Source organism: Chitinibacter sp. ZOR0017, from assembly GCF_000799095.1.
Taxonomy (GTDB): domain Bacteria; phylum Pseudomonadota; class Gammaproteobacteria; order Burkholderiales; family Chitinibacteraceae; genus Chitinibacter; species Chitinibacter tainanensis.
Map to the genome: position 1 here is coordinate 55,501 of NZ_JTLG01000005.1, position 23,494 is coordinate 78,994.

The following is a 23,494-nucleotide window of genomic DNA, read 5'->3' on the forward strand; positions in this document are numbered from 1 at the left end:
CTAGACGTAACCGCATTGTCATCTTGCCTAGGCACAATGCCCGCATCCCACAACAAGATGGATTTGCGCCAAATGAAAACCGTAACTCGTCTGACCGCTGCCCTGCTGGCGGCACTCGCTGCCGCACATAGCTTTGCGGCTGATACGCTGACTGTGTACACCGCACTGGAAGCCGACCAGCTCAAAGCCTATCAGGAAAAATTCGAGCAAGAATACCCGAACATCAAACTGAAATGGGTCCGTGATTCTACCGGCATTATCACCGCCAAACTGCTGGCCGAAAAAGCCAACCCACAAGCCGATGTGGTAATGGGTCTGGCCGCTTCTTCGCTACTGGTGCTGGAGCGTGAAGGCATGTTGCAAGCCTACGCCCCTAAAGGCGTGGAAAAACTGAGCAAGCAATATGTGGATGACAGCACGCCACCAACTTGGGTGGGGATGGATGTGTGGGGCGCTACCGTGTGTTTCAATACCGTTGAAGCCGCCAAGCTGGGCTTGAAAAAGCCAGAAAGCTGGAAAGACCTGCTCAAGCCTGAATTCAAAGGCAAGATCGTAATGCCCAACCCAGCCTCAAGCGGCACTGGCTATTTTGATGTGACCGCCTGGTTGCAAATGTTCGGCGAAAAAGAAGGCTGGGCCTATATGGACAAACTGCACGACAACATCGCGCAGTACACCCACTCTGGCTCAAAACCATGCAAACAAGCTGCAGCGGGCGAATTCCCGGTCGGTATTTCGTTTGAATATCGTGCGGCCAAACTCAAAGACGGCGGCGCGCCGATTGATCTGGTATTCCCGAAAGAAGGTCTGGGCTGGGATCTGGAAGCCACGGCCATCATGAAAGGCAGCAAAAACCTCGAAGCGGCGAAAAAACTGGCCGATTGGTCAGCTTCAAAATCAGCCAACGAGCTGTATGAGAAAAACTTCGCCATCGTGGCCATGCCCGGCATCGCTAAGCCCAATGCGCATATCCCGGCTGACTATGAAAAACGTCTGGTGAAACAAGATCTGCGCTGGTCAGCGGCCAACCGCGACAAGATTCTGGCCGAGTGGACTCGTCGCTACGACGCCAAATCAGAAAAGAAATAAGCCTGACTGCATCACCCGGCCACGCCGGGTGATGGCCCGGCCCGCTGCTGGCGGGCCTTTTGCCTATTGGAAGTCCGATGTTGCGCGATTTACCCGAACACCAAAACACCGAGCGCCCACCGCATGGCGCCGCCCCCAGCCTGCATGTGCAGCTGAACGATATTCATAAACAGTTTGGCCGCTTCACCGCGCTGGCTGGCATTCATCTGGATATTCGCCAAGGTGAGTTTGTATCGCTGCTGGGCCCCTCAGGCTGCGGCAAAACCACTTTGCTGCGCATTCTGGCCGGGCTAGAGCACGCCGATCGCGGGCAAATCATGCTGCATCAGCGCGATATCACGCGGCTTCCGCCGGCGGAGCGTGATTACGGAATTGTGTTTCAATCGTATGCACTGTTTCCCAATCTGACCGTCGCGGCCAACATCGCTTATGGCCTCAAAGGCCGGCGCGAAGATCGCCAGCGCCGGGTCGATGAGCTACTCGATCTGATCGGGCTGGCCGGCATTGCCAGCAAATATCCGGCTCAACTTTCAGGCGGGCAACAGCAACGGGTGGCACTGGCACGCGCGCTGGCCACTTCGCCAAGCTTATTGCTACTGGATGAGCCGCTGTCGGCACTGGATGCGCAAGTGCGCGAACACCTGCGCCACGAAATCAAACAACTGCAACGCAAACTGGGCGTGACCACCATTATGGTGACCCACGATCAGGAAGAAGCCCTCACCATGGCCGACCGCGTCGTGGTCATGAACCACGGCGTGATCGAGCAGATTGGTAGCCCGGAAACCATCTACCGCAAACCCGCCACCCGCTTTGTGGCCGATTTTGTGGGCCAATGTAATTGGCTCAGCGGCGCGGTGCTCTCACCCGGCTATTTCCGCTTGGGTAATGCCGCGATTGCCGCGCACAGCCTCGCCCATCACCCAACCGGCCGGCAGGTGGAAGTTTTCCTGCGCCCGGAAGATGTGATTTTGCATCCGCGCTGGGAAGCTGGCCCGAATATGGCGCTGGGCGAACTCAAACAGCTGGAACTCCTGGGCAGCCAATACCGTATGACGTTGCAAGTAGCCGACTGGGGCGGTATTACCCTGCAAGCCGATCTGAATCACCATCAGCTGGCCAGCCTGAATTTCCGCGATGGGCAACGCATACCGGTGCAGTTACCGGCCAATTGCCTGCAATGCTTTAGCACGGAGCACAGCGAATGAGTACCCTCGCCCTGCCCGCGCCCAGCCGTTGGCCCAAATTAACCCCCATCTTGCTCGCGGGCGCCGTACTGGTGGCGCTGCTGATTATGCTGGCCATGCCGCTGGTGGCCATTCTGGGCCAAGCGGTGCGCGACCCGGCCACTGGCGCGCTGAGCTGGCAAGCCATCGAGCAAACGCTGGCCAGCCCCGGCCTGCTTGAACAACTGCAGCGCAGCTTGGCGGTGGCCCTCACCACCTGCGTGCTGGTGGTGCCCTTGGCCTACGCCTATGCCAGCGCCCTCACCCGCAGCTGCATGCCGGGCAAAAGCCTGTTTCGCGCCTTGGCGCTGATTCCGCTCTTGGCGCCCTCGCTACTGCCGGGGATTGCGCTGGTGTATCTGTTTGGTAATCAGGGCATGCTCAAAGGCCTGTTTCCCGATGGCATTTATGGCTTTTGGGGCATTGTGCTGGGCGAGGCGTTTTATACCTTTCCGCACGCGCTGATGATTTTGCTCACCGCTCTGGCGGTGGCCGATGGCCGGCTGTATGAGGCGGCCCATGCGCTGGGCGCCAATGGCCTACGCCGTTTTCTGACCGTCACCCTGCCCGGTGCGCGCTTTGGCCTGATCTCGGCCACCATGGTGGTGTTTACACTGGTAATCACCGATTTTGGTGTGCCCAAAGTGATTGGCGGGCAATACAGTGTGCTGGCACTCGAAGCCTACAAACAGGTAATTGGCCAGCAAAACTTCCCGCGCGGCGCGGTGATTGGCCTGCTGTTGCTGATTCCAGCGCTGATTTCCTTTGCCGTCGATCATCTGGCCCAGCGCCGCCAGCAAGCGCTGCTCACGGCCCGCGCCCAGCCATTGCAAGTGCGTGCACAACCCGTGCGCGATGGTTTAGCCCTGCTGTTTTGTACCGTTGTAGCCGGCAGTTTGCTGCTGCTGCTGGGCACGGCCGTGGCCGCGGCGCTGATCAAGCTGTGGCCGTATAACCTCAGCCTCACGCTCGATCATTTTGATTTCAGCAATGTCGATGGCGGCGGCACCGAGGCCTTTGGCAATAGCCTGCGCATGGCCGGCTGGACGGCGCTCTTGGGCACGGTGCTGGTGTTTATCGGTGCATGGCTGACCGAAAAAGTCGATGGCGCGCGCCGCCTGCAACGGCCGCTACATCTATTGGCTATGCTGCCGATGGCCGTGCCGGGCCTGGTCTTGGGCTTGGGCTATGTGCTGTTTTTTAATCAGCCGGGCAATCCACTGCATGGCCTGTACGGCACGATGGCGATTCTGGTGCTGTGCTCGGTGGCGCATTTTTATACCACCGCCCACCTGACCGCCGTTACCGCATTGCGCCAGCTCGATCGCGAATTTGAAGCCGTGGCCGCTTCGCTGAAAGTGCCCTACTGGCAAACCGCGTGGCGGGTGACCTTGCCGGTTTGTCTGCCAGCCATGCTGGAAGTCGCCCGCTATTTCTTTGTGGCGACCATGACCACGGTGTCGGCGGTGATTTTCATCTACAGCCCGGAAACCACGCTGGCCTCGGTGGCGGTGCTAAATATGGACGACGCCGGCGATACCGCCGCGGCTGCCGCGATGGCTACGCTCATTGTGGCGAGCTCAGCGCTGGCTTGCGGACTATTTGCCATTTTGCAAACCATTTTACTGCGTCGCACCCAGCGCTGGCGGGCCCGTAGCGAGTAATACCCACACCGGTATGGTGCCACTACGCTTATCAAAACTAGGCCAGTGGCAGATACCCCCGAAAATACTGATTAGCACACTAATGATGAGCACCGAACGCATCACCAACCTGCACACCCTAAGCACGCTCTACCACAGCGCGGGGACATCGCTCTACGGCGGTGAGGCCATCAGCCAGCTGGAACACGGCCTGCAGGCCGCCTATGCCGCCGAGCAAGATGGCGCGCCTGTGGCGCTGATCATCGCCGCACTGCTGCACGATGTGGGGCATTTGCTCACCGGCCAGCAGGATGATGATCTGGCCAACGGCATTGATGATCGGCATGAAGCCATCGGCGCCAGCGCATTGCATAGCCTGTTTGGCCCCGCCGTGTATCAGCCGATTGCCCTGCATGTGGCCGCCAAGCGGTATTTATGCGCCACCGATGCGGGCTATCTGGCGCAACTCTCGCCGGCTTCGCGCTGCTCACTGGCGCTGCAAGGCGGGCCGATGCAGCCCGAAGAAGTGGCGCAATTTCGCCAGCGCGCCTATGCCAGCGAAGCGCTGGCGCTGCGCCGCTACGACGAGCTGGCCAAAGTACCGCAGCTGGCAACGCCACCGCTCAGCCATTACCTAGCGCTGGCACAGCAGCTAATTACCCCCACCCCGAGCCCGACCCCAAACACGGGCGAGGCTGCATGCAGTGCGGTGGAGTTGTAAATGTTTGCTGACACACAGTGCAGTGGGCGGCTTAGCCGCCTTTTTCTGAACCTCAACACTTGTCTAGACCTTAATTTATTGCGGGAGGAAACCCATGCGTGAACCGATCTTACTGACCCCCGGCCCACTCACCACCAGCCCGGCCACCAAATTGGCCATGCTCAGCGACTGGGGCTCGTGGGATAGCGCCTTTAACGCGCTTACCGCCAGCGTGTGCCGCGATCTGGTGGCCATTGCCCACGGCGAAGCCAGCCATGTGTGCGTGCCGCTGCAAGGCTCGGGCACTTTTGCCGTGGAAGCCGCGCTGGGCACACTGGTGCCACGCAGTGGCAAGCTTTTGGTGCTGGCCAATGGCGCCTATGGTCTGCGTATGGCCAAAATCGCCGAGCGTCTTGGCCTCACGCACCAAACCCTAGCCTGGCCGGATGGCACGCCGGTTGATGCCGCCGCCGTGGCCGCCGCGCTGGCGGCTGACCCAAGCATTAGCCACGTGGGGGTCATTCACTGCGAAACCGCCACTGGCCTTTTGAACCCACTGGAGGCCATCGCCCAGGTCGTAGCCAGCGCGGGCCGCGCGCTACTGGTGGATGCGATGTCCTCATTTGGCGCGCTGGAATTGGATTTGCGCACTACGCCAGTTCAAGCGGTGATTGCTGCGTCGGGCAAATGCCTGGAAGGCGTGCCCGGCATGGGCTTTGTGCTGGTGGAGCAAGCGGCCCTAGCGGCTAGCGCCGGCCAAAGCCGCTCGCTGACGCTCGATCTGGCCGACCAATATCAATATCTGCAGCAAACCGGCCAATGGCGCTTTACTCCACCCACCCATGTGGTGGCGGCTTTGCGCGCCGCGATCGACCAGTATCTGGCGGAAGGCGGCAGATTAGCTCGCTTAGCGCGCTATACACGCAATGCCGAGCTCTTGATTAGCCTCTTGGGCGCGGCGGGTTTGCAGCTCTTTTTACCGCGCGAATGGCAAGCGCCGATCATTCTCACTTTCCACGCACCCGCGCACCCAGACTACGACTTTAGCCGCCTGTATCAGGCCGTGCGCTCGCGTGGTTTTGTGCTGTACCCGGGCAAGCTGACCACTGTTGAGACTTTCCGCGTGGGCTGCATTGGCGCGATTGATGAAGTGGAAATTCGCCAAGCCGCCGAAGCCATCCGCGGGGCGCTGGCCGAACTGGGCTGGCTCACGCCGAACATCACCGCCGCTGAGCACAATCACACCACGACTGCCATTTCTGCTTAAGGACCGATCATGACTGCACACACTTACAACTATCAACGTCGCTACTGCGGCCCGCTGGAAGCCGTGATTTTTGACTGGGCCGGCACCATTGTCGATTTCGGCTCGTTTGCTCCCACCCAAGTGCTGGTCGATGCCTTTGCCGAGATCGGCCTGCCGGTGTCGCTGGCCGAAGCCCGGGTGCCGATGGGCATGGCCAAATGGGATCATATCCAGACCTTGGGCCAGCTCCCCGACGTTGCCCGCCGCTGGCAGGCCAAATTTGGTGCGCCGATGACCGACGCCGATGTCGATCAGATCTACGAGATTTTTATGCCGCTGCAGATCGCCCGCGTCGGGGCGTATTCGCAACCGATTGCGGGTGCGCTCGATACCCTCGCCACGCTGCGGGCGCAAGGGCTGAAAATCGGCAGCTGCACCGGTTATCCGCGCGCCGTGATGAATGCGCTGCTGCCCTTGGCAGCGGAGCTAGGCATTGCGCCCGATTGCGTGATTGCCGCCGATGATCTGGCCGCCGGCGCGCGCCCGGGGCCATGGATGGCGCTGGCCAATGTGATTGAGCTGGGCATCAAGCATGTTGCCGCCTGCGTGAAAGTCGACGACACCGCCGTGGGCATCGCCGAAGGGCTGAATGCCGGGATGTGGACCGTGGGTCTGGCGGTATCGGGCAATGAAGTGGGCTTAAGCCAAAGCGAATGGTTGGCCTTGAGCGCCAGCGAGCAACAACAACGCAGCCAGCGCGCGGCCGAAAAACTCGCCCAAGCCGGCGCGCATTATGTGATTGATACCGTCGCCGAATTGCCGGCTGTGATTGCGGCGATCAATCAGCGCCTGGCCCGCGGCGAGAGCCCAGCATGAACGCCGCCGACCACCCCCGCACGCCGCCCAGTGATGCACCCAGCGCGTTTCGCCCGTGGTGGTTTGCCGATGCCTACCGCCGGGCAGCACCGCCACCACCACAAGTGCTGCAGGGCGAGCACAGCTGCGATGTGGCCATCGTGGGGGGCGGCTATACCGGTTTATGGACCGCCATCATGCTCAAGCAAGCGCAGCCGCAGCTGCGGGTGGCATTGATCGAGCAAGACCGGATCGGCGCTGGTGCCTCCGGGCGCAATGGCGGCTGCCTCTTAACCTGGTCGGCCAAATACCTGACCTTGCGGCGACTCTTTGGCGAGAGCGAAGCGCTGCGGCTGGTGCGCGCTTCGGAAGACGCGGTGTACGCCATCCGCGATTTTTGCCGCCGCTACGCCATTGACGCCGAAGTGCGAGTCGATGGCGCACTGTATACCGCCACCAATCTCAGCCAGCGCGGCAGCATGCAAGGCGTGATGGCTGCGCTGGCGGCCAAGGAAGCGAGTAGCTGGCGCACGTTGCCGATCGAGCAAGTGCAAGCGCTGGCGGGCTCCACCGCCATGCTCGAAGGCGTGTATAGCCCGGCGGCGGGCAGCGTACACCCGGGCCTCTTGGTATTGGGGCTCGCGCGCGTGGCCCGTGAGCTGGGGGTGGCGATTTATGAGCACAGCCCGATGACCGCGCTGGATAGCCCGCGCGGCCAGCCGGCGCAGCTCAGCACCCCCACCGGCCAGCTGCAAGCGCGGCAGGTGGTGCTGGCCACCAATGCGTGGATGGGGCGACAATTTCGCGAGTTTGCCGGCACGATTGCCGTAGTGTCGTCCGATATGCTGATCACCGAGCCGGTGCCGGCCACGCTGGCGGAGCTGGGTTTGCAGCATGGCGCAGCGGTGTGCGATTCACGCATTTTCGTGCACTACTGCCGCAGCACGCCCGATGGCCGGCTGATGCTGGGCAAAGGCGGCAACACCTTTGCCTTTGGCGGGCGCATGCTGGCCGAGTTTGATCAGCCCAGCCGCTATCTGCCGCAGCTGCAACAGTCCCTACGGCGGTTTTTCCCGGCGCTGGCCAGCGTGCCGATTGCCGCCAGCTGGAATGGCGCTTCCGATCGCTCGGTGACCGGTTTTCCATTTTTTGGCCGGCTCAGCGGTACGGATAACGTCTTTTACGGCTTTGGCTATTCGGGCAATGGCGTGGGGCCAAGCTATCTGGGCGGGCAGATTCTCAGTAGCTTGGTGCTGGGGCTGGATAACGCCTGGACGCGCAGCGGCCTAACGCACGGCCCGCGCGGCTATTTCCCGCCCGAGCCGTTTCGCTGGGTGGGCAGCCAGCTGGTGCGCAATGCCATCCGCCGCAAAGAAGCGATGGAAGACCGCGAAGAGGCGCCGTGGTGGCTGGATTGCCAGCTAGCCAAGCTTGCGCAAGCGGCCGGCAAAGCGGATAAGGGCTAAATACCCCCTGCGTATAGCCAGAAGACGCCGATTTGGTCTGGGGTATACATCGATACCCCCGGGCCAATCAGCCCAGCGGCTGATCTTTCCCACGCGGCGCCCCCCACCCGTTGCATTGCTTGGCAAAGTGCCGCCAGCGCGGCACACTGAGGCTCTCTGTTCCCAACCGGTGCCTTATGACTAATTTATATCTGCCCGCAGATGGCCAGGCGCGCTGCCCTTGGTGCAGCGCCACCGCACAATATCTGGCCTATCACGATCAGGAATGGGGCTTTCCGGTAGAAGACGATCAGCGCCTGTTTGAGAAAATCTGCCTCGAAGGTTTTCAGTCGGGCTTAAGCTGGCGCACGATTTTGCAAAAGCGCGAGCATTTTCGCGCCGCCTTTGCCCAGTTTGATTTTCACGTGGTCGCCGAGTTTACCGAGGCCGATGTCGCCCGCCTATTGGCCGATGCGGGCATTGTGCGCCATCGCGGCAAAATCACCGCCACTATCAATAATGCCCAGCGCGCTTTGGAGCTGGTGGCCGAAGCCGGCTCGCTGGCGGATTTTTTCTGGCGCTACGCCCCAGCCAGCGACCCAGGCCCGCAAGTGATTGCCCAGTCGGCTGAATCGCTGGCGCTCTCCAAAGCCCTGAAAAAACGCGGCTGGCGCTTTGTCGGCCCCACCACCATGTATGCGTTCATGCAGGCCATGGGCTTGGTGAATGATCACGCGGCCGGCTGCGTGACTCGCCCACTGGCCGCCGCTGCCCGGGCGGAGGCGCTTGCCCGACGCCGCGCTTGAGCGACCAAGCAAGGGTATTTCCTTGCAAGCCAATAAAGTCAGATTCTAGACTGACATACCTTACGGGGTATCTTGTAACTCAACCCGATTGCGGCCGCGTTGTTTAGCGCGATACAACAGCTGGTCGGCGCGCTCGAGCAGGCTATTGAGGCTCTCGCCCGGCCGCTGCTCCACCACGCCAAAGCTGCTGCTTACGCTAAATTCGCCCAGCCGGTGGCTAAACGCCAGGCCGGCAATACTTTGGCGTAGCCGCTCGGCCACCGTGCCGGCGCGGGCCAGCGCTGTTTGCGGCAGCACCAGCAAAAATTCTTCCCCGCCATAACGCGCCACCCAATCCTGCTCGCCGCGAAGGCCGCCGCGCAAGGTCTGCCCCACCGCTTGCAAGACATCGTCGCCGGTTTTATGGCCGTAGGTGTCGTTCACCCGCTTGAAATGATCAATATCGGTAAACACCAGCGCCACCGGCTGCTGCGCCGCGCTGGCAAAGATATGATCCAGCTGTTCATTCAGATAATGCCGGTTGTAGCAGCCGGTGAGCTGATCGGTCATCGACAACAACTGAATCGACTGCAGCGCCATTTCCAGCTGACTGGTACGCTCGGCCACCCGCTGATCCAGCATATTGATGTGCTGGGCCAGCTCGTTTTGCAGCATATCAATGCTGCTGGCCACCAAATCGATCTCGGTGGGGGCCGCCTGCGGGCGCGGGGTGAGTTTCAACGGGGTGAGTAAGGCTTCGGCATTAAGATTGGCGGCAAAGCTGGCGATCTCTTGCAAGGGCTGTTGCAAATGCCGCCGCAGCACCAGCAAAACCCAGCCACAGATGGTGATGGTCAGCAGTAGATAGCCGCCGATGGCCAACCCTACGCTTTGCCAGAGCTGATGCTGATACGCTTCCCGATCGGCAAACACCCGCAGCTCACCAATCGGATACTGCGCCGCATCGGGGGCATACAGGGCAAACACCAGCGGCGGGCTGCCGTGGGTATGCGCCTGATCGCCGGCGCGAAACACCCGCCCGGTGCGCAGCTGTAATTCCACATACGCGATGTGCCGGTTGTATTGCACCATGCTCAGGAGCAAGCTGCGCAGATTGGCCGGCTCAATATCCCACACACTCACCGCCAGCTGCGGCACATACACCTCGGCCACCGTGCGCAGCATATTGCGCTGCTCGGTCTGGCTTTGCTGATACACCAGCCAGGCCCGTACGCCGCCCATCAGCAAGACGGTAGCCAGAGCCAGCCACATAATCTGGCGTAACAGCTGGTGGGCCAGCGGTTGAAAATGCAGAGTGGGTTTCATGAGCCTAACCAGCTGGGCAAAGTGAATTCATAGTGGCGCACCTTGGGATTGAGCACCTTGCTGTAACGTCGAAAATCGATACTCGAAAAATCATCCTGACCAAATTGCCGCATTAGCCGTGCTGCCCGCGCAGGCGTCAGCAGCGCAAACATCGGCTGTTGCAGCGTCAGGCCCTCATCGTGGGCAAAATCGCGCCCATGCAAGTAATCATAGAGCACCACCAGGCTCCAGGCGCCAGCCATAAAATGCCCACCGGCCAAGGCCGAAAGCTCGCCTGATTGCACCGCGGCCAAGGCCGCCGGCGAGGTATTAATGGCGGTAAACAGCGCATCCTGCCCCGGCACGCCTTCGCGGGCTCGCAGGCTATCCATCGCACCAAAAGCCATCTGATCGCTGCCCGCCCAGATCAGCCGCGCCTCGGGGTGGCGCTCAAACAGCCACTGGCTTTGTTCGCGAGCCTTGGCACGCGACCATTTGCCATACACCAGCTGCACCAGCTGGGCATCGGGGTGGGCGGCAATCGCCCGCTGCATCCCGCGGGTGCGCAAGATGGAGCTGGTGGTGGCGCGATCGCCGGCAATGGCCAATAGCTGTAATTTGCCATTACTCGCGCGCAGCCCGCTGGCGCGCCCCAGTTGAATCAAGCGGCTTGCGGTTTGATAGCCCGCCATTTCGGCATCGGGCACCAAGGAGCCCAGCCAATGCGAGATGCGCTCGCGGGCGCGCCCCACGCGGGCGATTTCTTCGGTCCGATCCGGCGCGCTATACACGAGGAAAAACCGGCTGCGCGTGCCGGCTAGCAGCCCCAGCAAATCGGGGGCGATTCCAAAATCATTGCTCAGCAAGATAAAGTCGGGCTGGGTATCGCGCGGGCGCGCGGCCAAGAGCCGGGCGATTTCGAGCGCGCGCAAAGGGTCGCGCCCAGCGTAGCTCACCTGCAAATCAAAGCCCAGTTGGCGCGCAGCAGCCTGCATGGCGGCGCTGGAGGTGCGCCAGAAAGCTTCATCGGCATGCCCGGGGTTGATAAAAAATACCTGCGGCTGCGCACCGGCCACGCCCGCACCAATGAGCAGGCATAGCGCCAGCATGACCCGCTGCAGCGCAGCGCGGCCCACCGCGGCGAGCTTGCCGCTATAGCCAAAGAGGAAGAAAAATCGCAGCAAGACCGCGGGCTCCGCCGAAATGAGGCGCGCATCATACGCGCCTGCCGGCTGAACCGCAGTCAGGGATACACTGCAGCCGCCCAACCGGCTTACTTCAGCATAGCGAAGGAATGGCGGGCTTGCTCATTATGGGTATATCGTTACAAGGCTTATATTCAATAGCCTTGAGAGCAATACGTGGCAGGGTATTAGTCAGGGGTAATTGTTAGCTCAATGGCATTGCCGGCAAACCGGGTAATGCCATATTCCACCACCTGACCAGCGGCATCTTGGTACACGCTTTCGACATACAACACCGGCTGCGATTTGGGCTGCGCCAGCTGCGCTGCCACTTGCGGCTTGGGCATGCGAGCGGTAACGCGCGATTGGCGACGATTGACGCCCTCGATCCCCACGGCCGTCAGTGCGGCCACCATCGAGCCGGTTTCCTGCAGCGCGGCCAGCACCCCAGCGCAACGCGGCAGCGGCACATACTCGGTACACACCCCCAGCACCTGCTGCTCTACCTTATCGAGCAAATCAATCTGCAGCAAGGGGCTACCCACCGGCAGCTCGAAAATGCGCGCCAGCTCATCATTGGCGCTGATTTCGCTGTGGCCCACCACTTCGCTGCTGCCTTGCAGGCGCTGCGAGGCCAAGCTATGCGAAAAGCGTTCGCGCCGGCCCATGCGATAGGCGATCAGGTCTTCTTGCACAAAAGTGCCGCGGCCCTGCTCGATGCGCACCAGGCCCTGACTTTCCAGCGCTTGTAGCGCGCGCCGTACCGTGTGTCGGTTCACCGCAAAACGGCTGGCCAGCGCGGCCTCGACCGGCAATTGGCCTTGCAAAGTTTTGGCGGCAATTTCATTGGCCAAAGTCGCAGCGATTTGCCGCCAGATGGCGCGCTCGCCCCCCCGTTGCACAGCCATGCGAACTCCTGCAGATGCGCGTGAATAAATATCCGCCATTATATGACGGACAGATTGCAGTCAGATAACAAGCTTTGTGATCATACCCATTGTGGTATATCACTCTAGCTATTATTGCGTAAGGCCTACTGGCTCATACCCTGCTGACTGTGTGGCGCGCAAAAACTGCCGCAAGATCTGTTGCTCGATTTTGGCGCGCTGACCCAAGGGCACCAAGAGCTGTAATTGCAAAGCGATGGTGTCGGCCTCATCCAGATCCAGCCGCACCCGTGGCTCGCTAGGCGGCAGATTCACCGCTTGCTCGCTGGCCAGCGTGGCCAGGTGTTGCTCTAATTCATCCCGATATTCGGCCAGCATGGCCTCGCCCGCGGCCAGCAGCGCCTGCTCGGCCTTGGCCCAATCGGCGCCACGCTCAATCTCGACGTGCACGGTTTGCAAAACAAATAGACCTTGCCGCGTTTCATTAAACACCGGGTTGCCCAGCAGCAGGCTATTAGGAAAAGTAATCTGCCGCCCCACCGTACCTTGCTGATTGGTGGCGTGGCTCGATTCATTCAGGGTAAACGACAGCAGGTTGGTATCAATCACCTGCCCGCGCCGGCCGTTAAATTCGATCCGGTCGCCCACGCTAAAGGTATGCGTACTGGTGCGATAAATCGAGCCCATCAGACACATAATCATTTCTTTGGTGGCCAGCACAATCGCCGCGGCAATCGCCACCATGGAAACGGCCAGCGTTTGCAGCTCGGAGCCCCAGATAATAAACAGCCCAATCAGCCAGATCACCAGCCACAGATTGCGCAGCGTCACCAGCCAGCGGCGCTTGTTTTCCGGGCTAAGATCAGTGCGACGCATCACCGCCTGCTTGGCCAAAAAGCGCACCACCAGTAGCACCACAATAAACACCGCAGTGACCACCAGAGAGGCGATCGTAGCTTTATCTAATGTGGGTGGGGTAAGAATCGTGCGCCAATCAATCGTGGCCATTTGCTACTCCTAAAAAACATGCCGCCGTGGCGCCCAACGAGGCCACGCGGCGGGGTCAGACACCAACTCGGTTTGGTTCGGATCAGCCAGCGGCAGTACCCGCTTCGGCGACGATCACCACTAGCGTACGCCGCGGCTCGAACAAAAAAGGCGGCTTGCGCCGCCTGGGACTACCGCCTGCGAAGGGCTAATTAATACTCAACACCGCGAGGCAGCTCTTTGGCCTCGGCAATCCATTTTTCGACTTGCGTCAGGCTCGGGGTGCTGCCGGCCAGTTTTTTCTCGGCATTGGTCGCCGCCAGCGCATCGGCCAGATTAGCGGCATTGCGGCGCGCCAGCTCTGCCACGGTATCCACACCCGCCGCTTCCAGCAGCTCGGCAAATTGGCCGGCTACGCCTTTGATGCGAAATAGATCAGCATGGTTCACCCATTTCAGAATCAGTTTACCGCTGATGCCAGTGGTTTCCGCCAGCGTATCGCGGCCTTTCGGGGTGCGGCCTTGCTCCAGTAGCGCCTCCACGGTGCTGACGCCCGCGGCTTGTAATTTGGCGGCGTAGCTCTCGCCGATGCCTTCGATGTCGATAATTGCAGTCATGCCGATTTCCTGTTTCTCAAAGATTGATCAGAGCTGTTTAACCACCCATTTGAGGCCATCGTCATCCGGGTGTGTTTGGATGCTAAAGCCCAAATGTTTCATGAAGGCCAGCATGGTTTTATTGCTGGTGAGCACTTCGCCCTCGATGACCTTCAGATTCATATCGCGCGCCGCGTTAAACAGCGCGTCCATCAAGCGTACCCCCAAGCCCTTGCCTTGCCAATCATCACTAATTACCACCGCAAATTCGCAACTATCGCGATCGGGGTTGGCGGTAAAACGCGCCACACCAATGATCATTTCGCCGGCATGCGCTTCCACCGTGGCCACAATCGCCATCTCGCGGGTGTAATCGAGCTGGGTAAACCGGGCCAGCAGGGCTTGCGGCAAGGTTTTCAGCGTATTCATAAAGCGGTTGTAGCGGCTTTCATCGGATAAATTGCGGACAAATTCGGCGATCAGGGCGGCGTCTTCCGGCCGGATCGGGCGCAAGCACATGGGCATGCCGTTTTTCAGCTGGGTAATGCTGGCCAGATGCGCCGGATAAGGGTGAATGGCCATATGGCTATAGCGGCGCACCTGCTCTGGCACGGGGCCCAGGATAATCTTGGCATCCACCGCGATCACGCCATGCTCATCAGCCACCAGCGGGTTGATATCCATCTGCTGGATTTGCGGTAGCTCGCACACCATTTCCGATACGCGCAGCAACACATGCTTGACCGCATCCAGATTCACCGGCGCTTGCCCACGGAAGGCGCCGAGCATTTTTTTCACTCGCGTGCGCTGAATCAGGTTTTCGGCCAGGTATTCATTCAGCGGCGGCAAAGACACCGCCACATCATTAAATACCTCAACCGTTACGCCGCCAAAACCAAAGGTAATCACCGGCCCAAACGCGCGATCTCTGGCCACGCCCACCATCAGCTCGCGGCCGGATTTTTTGCCATGCATGGGCTGAATCACCAAGCCGCGCACTTTATCGCTGCCGAGGCGATCATGTGCCTTGGCCAGCATTTTGTTCGCCTCCGAGGCCACCTGCACCAGGCTGCCCACATTCAGCACCACACCATCAATATCGGTTTTGTGGATGATGCCCTCGGCATCGATTTTCAGCGCCACCGGTAAACCCAGCCCCATCGCCGCTGTGACCGCATCATCGGCCGATTTGGCCCGCACCGTGAGCGTAACTGGGATATGGAACGAGCGCAGCAGCGCTTTGGATTCGACTTCATCCATCACGGTGCGGCCGCTGGCCAGCACCGAATCGACAATCATGCGTGCGGTTTCAAAATCGGGTGGCGCCATATCATTCATCGGTGCCGGCGTTTGCAGCAGGAGCTGCTGGTTGTACTGCCAGGAGGCCAGCGAATAAAACACTTCTACCGCGCTTTCGGGCGCGCTGAAATGGGCGCACTGCGCTTTGGCCAGCAGTTTGCGGCTGCCTTCAACCTTTTTGCCGCCGATCCACGACAGCAAAATCGGCTTGTCGGAGGTCTTGCGCAGCGCAATCATCGCCTCGGCCGTAGCCATATCATTGGTGCCCGCCTGCGGGGTAAATACCACCAGCACGCCATCGACATTCGGATCGCGCAAGACGATTTCCGTTGCGGCTTTAAAGCGCTCTGGACCCGCATCGCCCAGAATATCCACCGGATTAAAATGCTGCGCCTGCGGTGGCAAGAGCTGATCCAGCTCGGCGATGGTGGCCTCGCTCAGGCGCGGTAATTGCACATGCAATTCATGCGCCCGATCCACCGCCATCATGCCGGCGCCAATGCCGTTGGTAATGATGGCCAGCCGGCGGCCCTTGGTTTTATACGAGCCATCCAGCACCCGCGCCGCGGTAAACAGCTGATTAATCGAGCGCAGCCGCAATACCCCCGCGCGCTTGAGCGCGACGTTAAACACATCATCGCTACCGATCAGCCGCTCGGAGTGCGTACTACCGGTGGTGAGAGTGTGGTTTTCATAGCGTCCCACTTTCAGCGCCAGCACGGCTTTCGAGCGCGAAGCGGCCCGCAGCGCCGACATAAAGAGCTGCGCGTCTTTCAGGTCTTCGATATACAGCAGAATGGATTTGGTTTTAGGATCGGCCACCAGATAATCGAGCACATCGCCCACATCGATATCGGCCGCCGCGCCTAGCGACACCACCGACGAAAAACCCAACTCATGCGATTCGGCCCAGTCCAGAATCGCTGAAGTCACCGCCGACGACTGCGACACCAGCGCCATGCTGCCGTTTTTTACTTTGCCCTGATAATTACAGGCCAGTAGCTTGCTGGGGGCGCGCACAAAGCCAAATGCAGTGGGCCCCAGAATACGGATGCCATACTGGCGCGCTCGCGCCAAAAGCTTATCCAGCACCACTTTGCCCTTGGCATCAGTACCGACAAAATCCCAGGACATAATCATCACAAAGCGGATGCCTTGCTTGCCACAGGCTTCAATCAGCTCCACCAGCGTTTTACTGGGCGTAGTTAGGATGGCTAGATCGACTTTTTCGCTGAGCTTGGCCAGTGTTTTGACCGTAGGCAGGCCAAAGACTGTCTGATGGCGCAGATTCACCGGATACACCTTCCCGGTGTAGCCAGATTCACACAGATTGCGCATCACTTTTTCCCCCACCGAGCCCGGGGTTTCCGAGCCGCCCACCACGGCGATGGAACGCGGATCAAACAAGGCTGCGAGGTAGTGGGCTTTCATGGTGGGGGCATCCGTCAGAATTACTTGCTTTATTGTATATGCGCTTGGCAACAAGCTCTAATTTTGCAGTGCAAAATAAGGAAATTTCCATGACAGCCCACCACCGGCTCACCGCTTTGGCAGGTGGCAAGATATAATTGCGCCGTTTTCCTACTTACACACTGCAGGATTGAAACAATGGACATCAGCAAAATTGCCGCTGGCAAAAATCTGCCGGAAGATTTCAACGTTATTATCGAAATCCCAGCCAATGCGCCACCGGTAAAATACGAATTCGACAAAGAATCGGGCGCCATCATCGTTGACCGCTTTGTGGGTACTTCGATGTCTTACCCGATGAACTACGGTTTCGTGCCACACACCCTGTCGTTGGATGGTGATCCAGTCGATGTACTGGTGTACACCCCATTCCCATTGGCGCCAGGCATGGTGATCAAATGCCGCGCAGTAGGCGTGCTGGGCATGGAAGACGAATCAGGCATGGACGCCAAAGTAATTGCCGTACCAGTACCGAAAGTGTGCGCGATGTTTGCCCACATCGAAAAACTGGAAGACATTCCAGAATTGCTGCTGGCCCAGGTAAAACACTACTTCGAACACTACAAAGACCTGGAAAAAGGTAAGTGGGTGAAAGTTACCGGTTGGGGCGACAAAGCTGCGGCCGAAGCCGAAATCATGACCAGCTACGAGCGCGCGCAAAAAGCCTAAGTGCTCGCCAGCTAGCCCAAACCCGCTTCGGCGGGTTTTTTTACGCCCAGATGTGACATACCCCACACTGGTATAGACACCGAACCATTATCTCAAAATGCTTTTATTGATATACCCCTAAGCCTAAATTTCGCCCCCAACTGCATCGCCACACCCCTCATACACAAGCGCACTATTTTTGTGCGCAATGCGTGCCACGCACCATAAATACGCACTCCCAGCACGCCATGCGCACCACAAGGCCGCAGCAAATCAGGCTTTGCACCATGCCAGCGCATTGGCACAAACTTTGCTAGCAAAAGCGCCATAAAAATGACGATTTGAGAGAGCACACATGGACGCATTTCGCACCAGTACGGACGTACTGTTTATCCTTCTGGGCGCCATCATGATTCTGGCCATGCATGCCGGCTTTGCTTTTCTGGAGCTGGGTACGGTACGCAAAAAGAATCAGGTGAACGCCCTGGTTAAAATCCTGACCGATTTTGCCGTTTCTACCCTCGCCTACTATTTCATTGGCTACAGCGTGGCCTATGGCGTGAGCTTGCTCGGGCCGGTGCAAACCCTCACCGCCGCCAGCGGCTATGGGCTGGTGAAGTTTTTCTTCCTCGTTACCTTCGCCGCCGCGATTCCCGCCATTATCTCGGGCGGGATTGCCGAGCGGGCCAAATTTCACCCGCAAACTGCCGCCACATTTTTGCTGGTGGGGCTGGTGTATCCCTTCTTTGAAGGCATGATCTGGAATAACAACTACGGGCTGCAGGATTGGCTGAAAGCCAGCTTTGGCGCCACTTTCCATGATTTTGCCGGCTCGGTGGTCGTGCATGCGGTTGGCGGCTGGATTGCCCTTGCCGCCGTGCTACATCTTGGTGCACGCCGCGGTCGTTACAGCAAAGAAGGCCGCATCGCTGCCCACCCACCGTCAAGCATCCCCTTTCTGGCGCTAGGTGCCTGGATTCTGATCGTTGGCTGGTTTGGTTTTAACGTGATGAGCGCGCAAAAAATCGAAGGCATCTCGGGCCTCGTGGCCATGAACTCACTGATGGCCATGGTGGGCGGCACGCTGGTGGCCACTTTCATGGGCAAAAACGACCCCGGCTTCATCCACAACGGCCCGCTCGCGGGCCTGGTGGCCGTATGTGCCGGCTCGGACATCATGCACCCGCTGGGCGCACTGGTAGTCGGTGGCATCGCAGGTTGCATGTTTGTGTACCTGTTCACCGTAACGCAAAACAAATGGAAAATCGATGATGTGCTGGGCGTCTGGCCACTGCATGGCCTGTGTGGCGCCTGGGGGGGTATTGCCGCTGGAATCTTTGGTAGCGAGGCGCTGGGCGGTATGGGTGGGGTGAGTATCCTATCGCAACTCATCGGCACCGCACTGGGGGTGGCCATTGCCTTTGCCGGCGGCTGGATCGTCTATGGGCTACTCAAGAAAACCGTCGGCATCCGCCTCAGCGATGAAGAAGAATTCAACGGCGCCGATCTGAGCATTCACCAAATCTCCGCCAGCCCGGAGCGCGAGACCAATTGGTAACACCAGCCGCTTAAAACCATCAATATCGATGGCCCTAGGCTAGAACCTGCCACAGGGCCATCGTTTACCCCCATCCAGAGCATGCGCCCAAGTGAGCATCGCACGGCTGCAGAACTCTTTACCGTTATCCGTCCTAATCGCTTTGGGCAAGCCGCGCGTTTGCGCCTACTGCTCAAGGACACGGGTCAGGTACACGCCACTCATGCCCCGCTCCGGCACAATGGCCACCGCTTCGTGCGTAGCATCATCGACGATAGCCAGGCTCTTGATGACACGCCCCTCTACGCTCCGGTCGCACACAATGTCCATCGACCAAACCTGATTGGCCGCTAACGGCCGCGGCAGTGCAGATGGAGTGGACGGCGCCTCGACACATCATAAACCAAGGTTTTTCATTCAAAAACTAATCATCTCCACTAAATACAACTCTAAATTTGACAAAGCCAATATTGTTTGTATGGTACTCATTTACCTGCGTGATAAATCCCGCCATCGAGTCATGTATGAAATTTCCCAAGAAATATGCAATCTCTTCAGTGACAGCATCACAGTTAATTCTTTTAGCCACCTCAATAGCATAGCGACCGTCAGTACCCAGCTCCAACCTAGTGCTCTTCATTAATTTTTCGTAATTTTCTGCTGCGAGACGGGGTTGATAGCTAGTCGCGCGAGGGTCGGCACCTAAAGTAGCCAAACGAGCAACTAGGCATTTTTGTGTTTGCGTTAAATACTGACGGTCTTTTGGATTAGCATTCTTATAGGGGGATTGAGCATTAAAGTTAGAATTAATTTTAAGCCGAAAACTGAAATAATGCGCCATATGCCCTTTTAGCATAGATTCAACGGCCCCAGTTGACACCTTGCTTGCTTGCATATAAGCATTAAATGCCTTGATTGCTTCCGCGGATGGCGTTAAGGCTTGTCGATCCTCTGGTGGGAGTTTTTCCAAAGGTAATAGCGGAACACCAGCCTCTCTGGCTGCCCGATACATATTGGCAGCGGGAATGATGCACAGCTGATGCTTGGGTTCGACTGAAATGCCCAGATCGCCAGGGGCATATCCACCGCCCACATCCGAATGTGCACCGGGATAAATTACCTCCATTGTATTGGCTGGATAACTGTGCCCAATTCTGATCGAATCGAGCGGGAAGCAGGCCCGTACCTCATGTGCGGCTACATAATGGACGCATTGCTCTACCGCAGGATGAATCTGCAAATTATTATCAGCCCAGCCCTGATGCCCTACTGGCCCACCTGAGATTTCAAATAAATTTGCAATTCCAACTGAAGCCACTGTATCAAATAGCCCCAAAAATTGCAGCCGGATCGGAATACCCGCAAAAGTCCACCCCCCGCCTTCTTGCTTGCAGGACTCGAAGAGCCAATTGACAAAAGCGCGCGCTTCCGCCGCGCCTCGTGAAAATCCGAATACCGAGACATTCAATTGGGTAATGGTCGGCTTTCTACCTGCCAGCGCGGCCTTCAGTTTATCCTGCCAAGTTTTGAAGACGGTATTGCGAATATTCAGTACCGAGCCGACATTGTTGGCAATTTCTTTGGCTTGTGCCGGGGTTATTAAGAAATTATTGGCCACATAGAAATAAGGGGCATTAATAAGACGGGTAAATGCCCAGATAATACGTTCATCGCCTTTATATGCTGCGCTTCCACCCAATGGAAGGCCAAACACATTCCCACCCGAATCACCGATTTCTGGGAAAGGGGTCCCTACACCGGGGATATATGCGGCGAAATAACCATTATTGGGTTCATCACGATAGGCCTGAAACAACCGCACCACATTGCTGTGTTTTCGTTTGAGGGGTGGGGGGGGTGATATAGTCGGCATCGCGATTATTGCCGGTGCCATCGAAAAAAATCCCAACAAATACTTGCCCGCTACAACTCGGTTTTGGATCTTTGCTGCACGCGAGCGCCTGAGCGCGCTGCAGGGTTTCTTTGGCGCTTAAAGTGCGCAAACCCTGATTAGGAAATAGCGGGGCAGATATTGCACTCATGGTTTGGCTCGCTCAGGATTAACGGGATAACTGGGGCGGTAATCAGGGTGAGTGGGCATCATGAGTCCTGCCACCTTGACCTGAATTACATCGTTGGCAAAAAAGTGGACATCAAAATGCATCACTTCATCCGGTTTATACTCGGGTATCGGCACGGTCTTGCTTTTCAATGCCCCTTCGATGACGCTATAACGCAGACCGTCTTCGCGAACGATATCGCCACGATCGTCGCGGACGTAACGGCCTGATTCCTGCCAGTCGATTTTAGCGACCAAACCTGGTCGCCATGTTTTGGGCACATTGACGCAACACACCTCTTTGCCACCTCCCCCGTAAGGGGGCACATTCAAGATCCCACCCTCACCATTGATTGCAAACGCAGCAACGCCTTTGCCGGTGTGATTGATACCCAGGTAGGGAATGGCCTCTTTTTCTTCTTCGCAGCCAGTCAACAGCATCAGCAACAAGCCAAGCAACGCGAATTGTTTACCAAGTCGGCGGACCATGGAGATCGAAGAGATAAAAATTAGTTTCATGGTTTGGCTCGCTCAGGATTGACGGGATAGCTGGGGCGGTAATCAGGGTGACCGGGGTAAAATCGACTTACCTTGACCTTAATTAGATCGTTGGCAAAAAAATGGACATCAAAATGCATCACTTCATCCGGTTTATACTCGGGTATCGGCACGGTCTTGCTTTTCCATGCCCCTTCGATGACGCCATAGCGTAGACCGTCTTCGCGAACGATAGCGCCTTGATCGTCGCGGACGTAACGACCTGATTCCTGCCAGTCGATTTTAGCGACCAGGCCTGGTCGCCACTGTTTTGGGACCGAAACGCAACAGACCTCTCCCCCTCCTCCCCCGTAAGGAGGCACATTCAAGATCCCACCCTCACCATTGATTGCAAAGGCTGCAACGCCTTTGCCAGTATGATTGATGCCCAGATAGGGAATGGCCTCTTTTTCTTCTTCGCAGCCAGTCAGCAACATCAAGCACAACACAAGAGATGTTATTAATTTTGAAGTCATTTAGTCTATTGTTACCATCAAATCAACAATTACCCGATTCAAGTCATTTCCACTTACCCCTTGCCTTAATGCAAATTTTAATACTTGATTATCCAATAATTTTGTTTGACTTAGAATCGCGGCAATAGCCAGCGAAACTTGATCTGGAAATGATCGCACATTCTCTTGGCTAGCCAGATGGCATGCTTGCTCTACTTGCCGGTAAAAATCCATCTTTTTTTCTTTGGGCGCAAGCTCTGGCATGTTTTCGGAAATCCAATCGATTATTGCATCTACTTGAGTCAATTCAAGTAGGGCCGAATATTCAGCATTAGTTAGCTTAATTTTCTCTGGAGGCAATATTTCTTTAGCCGGGATTGGTAGACTCTCAATTTGCCCCTCTCGATTTATAATTTTCCACTGGCTAATCTTCTTCGTTAGCCCCGGCCAGATAGAATGCGGGGTGACTTGACCAAGAATTGCCAATGTTCTGCAGTCTGCAAATCGCAACAAAAAACGATCATTGTCCTGCGTTTCGACCCATAAATAGTTCTGCCATTGTTGATTCAGCTCCTTTGCGGACAGTTCAGTTTGAATAAAACTGAGCATAGGTCTGCCCGAACAATGCTGGACTAGTTTTTTTAGTTGAGCTGAAAGCTGCGTTTGCGTACTTGCATCTAGGTGAATTAATACCGGAGACACATCAAACAATCCATCAAGCTCTTTTGATTGATAGATAATCTCGTCATGTGACGCAAAGGTTAATGATTTTCCTTCGTAATCAAAGGCTCTGTCTAAGAGCGCAAACCATTGACAATTACTCTGGCTGATCTGCTCAACGAGCATCGTGGTTATTTCATTGGGGTTGCATTTATTAACAGCTAGATACATCCAAAAAAATCCTAGTTGATCTTTGCTAGTGGGCTGCCTGCCTTCAAGGCTTTCAACAGACATGGAATACACGCATTGTTTGGAAATTGCGGCAATGGCGGGTTCATCTGATCCGGCCCGCTGACATTGTGATTGGCGCCTTTCACGCTGACTTTGCCGGGGCAGTGAATTTCAATATTTCCGCCTTTCAGCCGAATATAACCGCCACCAGCGGTGACCAGAATTTCGTCTTTGGCGACGACGGTAATCGTTTCTTTACACGCCGACACTTTCAAGTCTTTATCACCGACAATCTCAATATCATCACTCTGCGCCTGAAGTTGGACTTTCCCCTTCGCGGCGATCAGCTTCAGCGCGACTTTGTCTTTCACTCCAGCCACAAACAGGCTGATGTGCTGCCCGACATTGTGAATCCAGCGCCGTCCGGTGGTTTGGTTGCTGTCTCGTTGTGCGACTTGGTCGATGTTGCTGCCCGCGGTTTGGGTGAGGCTCTGTGGCGTGGTGAGCGCAAGGCCGTCTTGGCCGTGGATCATTAATAGCGGTTGCTGGCCTTCTTGGTTCTCGGATTTTGTTTTGCCGTCCGTGTCGGTGTTGCTACCCGCTTCCCAGCTTTTCGCGGCGTGGACGTGGTGGTGCAGGTGGCCGGATTT

Annotated in this window: 21 protein-coding genes and 1 pseudogene; 10 read left to right on the top strand and 12 right to left on the bottom strand. The window is 57.5% G+C overall.

The window, feature by feature from the left end; translation table 11 throughout:
* Positions 1–72 precede the first annotated feature (72 nt).
* The 8 genes from L991_RS01585 to L991_RS01620 all read left to right on the top strand — a co-directional run bounded on the left by L991_RS01585 (position 73) and on the right by L991_RS01620 (position 9,010).
* Positions 73–1,089 (top strand): putative 2-aminoethylphosphonate ABC transporter substrate-binding protein, encoded by a 1,017-nt coding sequence (locus L991_RS01585; RefSeq protein WP_028449279.1) that lies wholly within the window; start codon positions 73–75, stop codon positions 1,087–1,089.
* Positions 1,090–1,166: 77 nt separating this feature from the next.
* Positions 1,167–2,297: a putative 2-aminoethylphosphonate ABC transporter ATP-binding protein gene (locus L991_RS01590; protein WP_052190490.1), complete on the top strand. Its 1,131-nt coding sequence runs from the start codon at positions 1,167–1,169 to the stop codon at positions 2,295–2,297.
* On the top strand, positions 2,294–3,979 hold the full coding sequence (locus tag L991_RS01595) for a putative 2-aminoethylphosphonate ABC transporter permease subunit (RefSeq protein ID WP_047391436.1): 1,686 nt from the start codon (positions 2,294–2,296) through the stop codon (positions 3,977–3,979). The genes L991_RS01590 and L991_RS01595 overlap by 4 nt, the downstream gene beginning before the upstream one ends.
* Positions 3,980–4,064: 85 nt before the next feature.
* Positions 4,065–4,679, top strand: a complete 615-nt coding sequence (locus L991_RS01600; RefSeq protein ID WP_052190495.1) for a phosphonate degradation HD-domain oxygenase — start codon at positions 4,065–4,067, stop codon at positions 4,677–4,679.
* A 94-nt stretch (positions 4,680–4,773) separates the two neighbouring features.
* The gene (locus L991_RS01605; protein ID WP_052190491.1) at positions 4,774–5,925 is read left to right on the top strand and encodes a 2-aminoethylphosphonate--pyruvate transaminase; all 1,152 of its coding nucleotides are present in this window, start codon (positions 4,774–4,776) and stop codon (positions 5,923–5,925) included.
* Positions 5,926–5,934: 9 nt separating this feature from the next.
* Positions 5,935–6,780 (top strand): phosphonoacetaldehyde hydrolase, encoded by an 846-nt coding sequence (phnX, locus tag L991_RS01610; RefSeq protein ID WP_052190492.1) that lies wholly within the window; start codon positions 5,935–5,937, stop codon positions 6,778–6,780.
* Complete coding sequence (locus L991_RS01615) at positions 6,777–8,225, top strand: FAD-dependent oxidoreductase (RefSeq protein WP_081986401.1); 1,449 nt, start codon at positions 6,777–6,779, stop codon at positions 8,223–8,225. Before phnX ends, L991_RS01615 begins: the two co-directional genes overlap by 4 nt.
* A 176-nt stretch (positions 8,226–8,401) precedes the next feature.
* Entirely contained in the window at positions 8,402–9,010 is a 609-nt protein-coding gene (locus L991_RS01620) for a DNA-3-methyladenine glycosylase I (protein ID WP_047391440.1), read from the top strand.
* Positions 9,011–9,070: 60 nt separating this feature from the next.
* On the opposite strand, the gene L991_RS01625 is transcribed toward L991_RS01620, so the two are convergent.
* From L991_RS01625 to L991_RS01650, 6 genes are all read right to left on the bottom strand, one after another.
* Positions 9,071–10,315 carry a GGDEF domain-containing protein gene (locus L991_RS01625; protein WP_047391443.1) on the bottom strand — a complete coding sequence of 415 codons (1,245 nt, stop codon included), beginning with the start codon at positions 10,313–10,315 and terminating at the stop codon, positions 9,071–9,073.
* Positions 10,312–11,478, bottom strand: coding sequence for an ABC transporter substrate-binding protein (locus L991_RS01630; protein ID WP_197053763.1), 1,167 nt, complete (start codon positions 11,476–11,478; stop codon positions 10,312–10,314). Before L991_RS01630 ends, L991_RS01625 begins: the two co-directional genes overlap by 4 nt.
* 188 nt (positions 11,479–11,666) lie before the next feature.
* Positions 11,667–12,386, bottom strand: a complete 720-nt coding sequence (gene phnF, locus L991_RS01635) for a phosphonate metabolism transcriptional regulator PhnF (protein ID WP_028449273.1) — start codon at positions 12,384–12,386, stop codon at positions 11,667–11,669.
* A 111-nt stretch (positions 12,387–12,497) separates the two neighbouring features.
* Entirely contained in the window at positions 12,498–13,373 is an 876-nt protein-coding gene (locus tag L991_RS01640; RefSeq protein WP_028449272.1) for a mechanosensitive ion channel family protein, read from the bottom strand.
* 191 nt (positions 13,374–13,564) lie between these two features.
* The gene (locus L991_RS01645; RefSeq protein ID WP_047391447.1) at positions 13,565–13,969 is read right to left on the bottom strand and encodes a DUF4332 domain-containing protein; all 405 of its coding nucleotides are present in this window, start codon (positions 13,967–13,969) and stop codon (positions 13,565–13,567) included.
* Between the two features lie 27 nt (positions 13,970–13,996).
* Positions 13,997–16,678 carry a bifunctional acetate--CoA ligase family protein/GNAT family N-acetyltransferase gene (locus L991_RS01650; protein WP_047391450.1) on the bottom strand — a complete coding sequence of 894 codons (2,682 nt, stop codon included), beginning with the start codon at positions 16,676–16,678 and terminating at the stop codon, positions 13,997–13,999.
* Positions 16,679–16,855: 177 nt separating this feature from the next.
* Here L991_RS01650 and ppa point away from each other — a divergent pair, with 177 nt between their 5' ends.
* Positions 16,856–17,386, top strand: coding sequence for an inorganic diphosphatase (gene ppa, locus L991_RS01655; protein WP_028449269.1), 531 nt, complete (start codon positions 16,856–16,858; stop codon positions 17,384–17,386).
* A gap of 334 nt (positions 17,387–17,720) precedes the next feature.
* On the top strand, positions 17,721–18,923 hold the full coding sequence (locus tag L991_RS01660) for an ammonium transporter (RefSeq protein WP_047391453.1): 1,203 nt from the start codon (positions 17,721–17,723) through the stop codon (positions 18,921–18,923).
* Positions 18,924–19,001: 78 nt separating this feature from the next.
* Here the strand turns inward: L991_RS01660 and L991_RS16795 are convergent.
* The 6 genes and pseudogenes from L991_RS16795 to L991_RS01690 all read right to left on the bottom strand — a co-directional run.
* A pseudogene (locus L991_RS16795) lies at positions 19,002–19,268 on the bottom strand (DDE-type integrase/transposase/recombinase); the annotation flags it as partial.
* Between the two features lie 58 nt (positions 19,269–19,326).
* Positions 19,327–20,796 (bottom strand): DUF2235 domain-containing protein, encoded by a 1,470-nt coding sequence (locus tag L991_RS01665; protein WP_156128945.1) that lies wholly within the window; start codon positions 20,794–20,796, stop codon positions 19,327–19,329.
* A 144-nt stretch (positions 20,797–20,940) separates the two neighbouring features.
* Positions 20,941–21,480 carry a DUF3304 domain-containing protein gene (locus L991_RS01675; RefSeq protein ID WP_156128946.1) on the bottom strand — a complete coding sequence of 180 codons (540 nt, stop codon included), beginning with the start codon at positions 21,478–21,480 and terminating at the stop codon, positions 20,941–20,943.
* Positions 21,477–21,974: a DUF3304 domain-containing protein gene (locus L991_RS01680; protein WP_047391459.1), complete on the bottom strand. Its 498-nt coding sequence runs from the start codon at positions 21,972–21,974 to the stop codon at positions 21,477–21,479. The genes L991_RS01675 and L991_RS01680 overlap by 4 nt, the downstream gene beginning before the upstream one ends.
* On the bottom strand, positions 21,975–22,907 hold the full coding sequence (locus tag L991_RS16225) for a DUF4123 domain-containing protein (protein WP_081986404.1): 933 nt from the start codon (positions 22,905–22,907) through the stop codon (positions 21,975–21,977).
* Positions 22,856–23,494: DUF2345 domain-containing protein (locus L991_RS01690; RefSeq protein WP_047391461.1), on the bottom strand; the 639-nt coding region annotated here is incomplete at its 5' end. The genes L991_RS16225 and L991_RS01690, both read right to left, overlap by 52 nt.

Excerpts from the sequence above, each read along its gene's own strand:
- L991_RS01675 (WP_156128946.1), bottom strand. The coding sequence starts at position 21,480 with ATGAAACTAATTTTTATCTCTTCGATCTCCATGGTCCGCCGACTTGGT.
- L991_RS01605 (WP_052190491.1), top strand. The coding sequence starts at position 4,774 with ATGCGTGAACCGATCTTACTGACCCCCGGCCCACTCACCACCAGCCCG.
- L991_RS01600 (WP_052190495.1), top strand. The coding sequence starts at position 4,065 with ATGAGCACCGAACGCATCACCAACCTGCACACCCTAAGCACGCTCTAC.
- L991_RS01645 (WP_047391447.1), bottom strand. The coding sequence starts at position 13,969 with ATGACTGCAATTATCGACATCGAAGGCATCGGCGAGAGCTACGCCGCC.
- L991_RS01680 (WP_047391459.1), bottom strand. The coding sequence starts at position 21,974 with ATGACTTCAAAATTAATAACATCTCTTGTGTTGTGCTTGATGTTGCTG.
- L991_RS01660 (WP_047391453.1), top strand. The coding sequence starts at position 17,721 with ATGGACGCATTTCGCACCAGTACGGACGTACTGTTTATCCTTCTGGGC.
- L991_RS01625 (WP_047391443.1), bottom strand. The coding sequence starts at position 10,315 with ATGAAACCCACTCTGCATTTTCAACCGCTGGCCCACCAGCTGTTACGC.
- L991_RS16225 (WP_081986404.1), bottom strand. The coding sequence starts at position 22,907 with ATGTCTGTTGAAAGCCTTGAAGGCAGGCAGCCCACTAGCAAAGATCAA.
- phnX (WP_052190492.1), top strand. The coding sequence starts at position 5,935 with ATGACTGCACACACTTACAACTATCAACGTCGCTACTGCGGCCCGCTG.
- L991_RS01585 (WP_028449279.1), top strand. The coding sequence starts at position 73 with ATGAAAACCGTAACTCGTCTGACCGCTGCCCTGCTGGCGGCACTCGCT.
- phnF (WP_028449273.1), bottom strand. The coding sequence starts at position 12,386 with ATGGCTGTGCAACGGGGGGGCGAGCGCGCCATCTGGCGGCAAATCGCT.
- L991_RS01620 (WP_047391440.1), top strand. The coding sequence starts at position 8,402 with ATGACTAATTTATATCTGCCCGCAGATGGCCAGGCGCGCTGCCCTTGG.
- L991_RS01615 (WP_081986401.1), top strand. The coding sequence starts at position 6,777 with ATGAACGCCGCCGACCACCCCCGCACGCCGCCCAGTGATGCACCCAGC.
- L991_RS01640 (WP_028449272.1), bottom strand. The coding sequence starts at position 13,373 with ATGGCCACGATTGATTGGCGCACGATTCTTACCCCACCCACATTAGAT.
- L991_RS01665 (WP_156128945.1), bottom strand. The coding sequence starts at position 20,796 with ATGGCACCGGCAATAATCGCGATGCCGACTATATCACCCCCCCCACCC.
- L991_RS01650 (WP_047391450.1), bottom strand. The coding sequence starts at position 16,678 with ATGAAAGCCCACTACCTCGCAGCCTTGTTTGATCCGCGTTCCATCGCC.
- L991_RS01590 (WP_052190490.1), top strand. The coding sequence starts at position 1,167 with ATGTTGCGCGATTTACCCGAACACCAAAACACCGAGCGCCCACCGCAT.
- ppa (WP_028449269.1), top strand. The coding sequence starts at position 16,856 with ATGGACATCAGCAAAATTGCCGCTGGCAAAAATCTGCCGGAAGATTTC.
- L991_RS01595 (WP_047391436.1), top strand. The coding sequence starts at position 2,294 with ATGAGTACCCTCGCCCTGCCCGCGCCCAGCCGTTGGCCCAAATTAACC.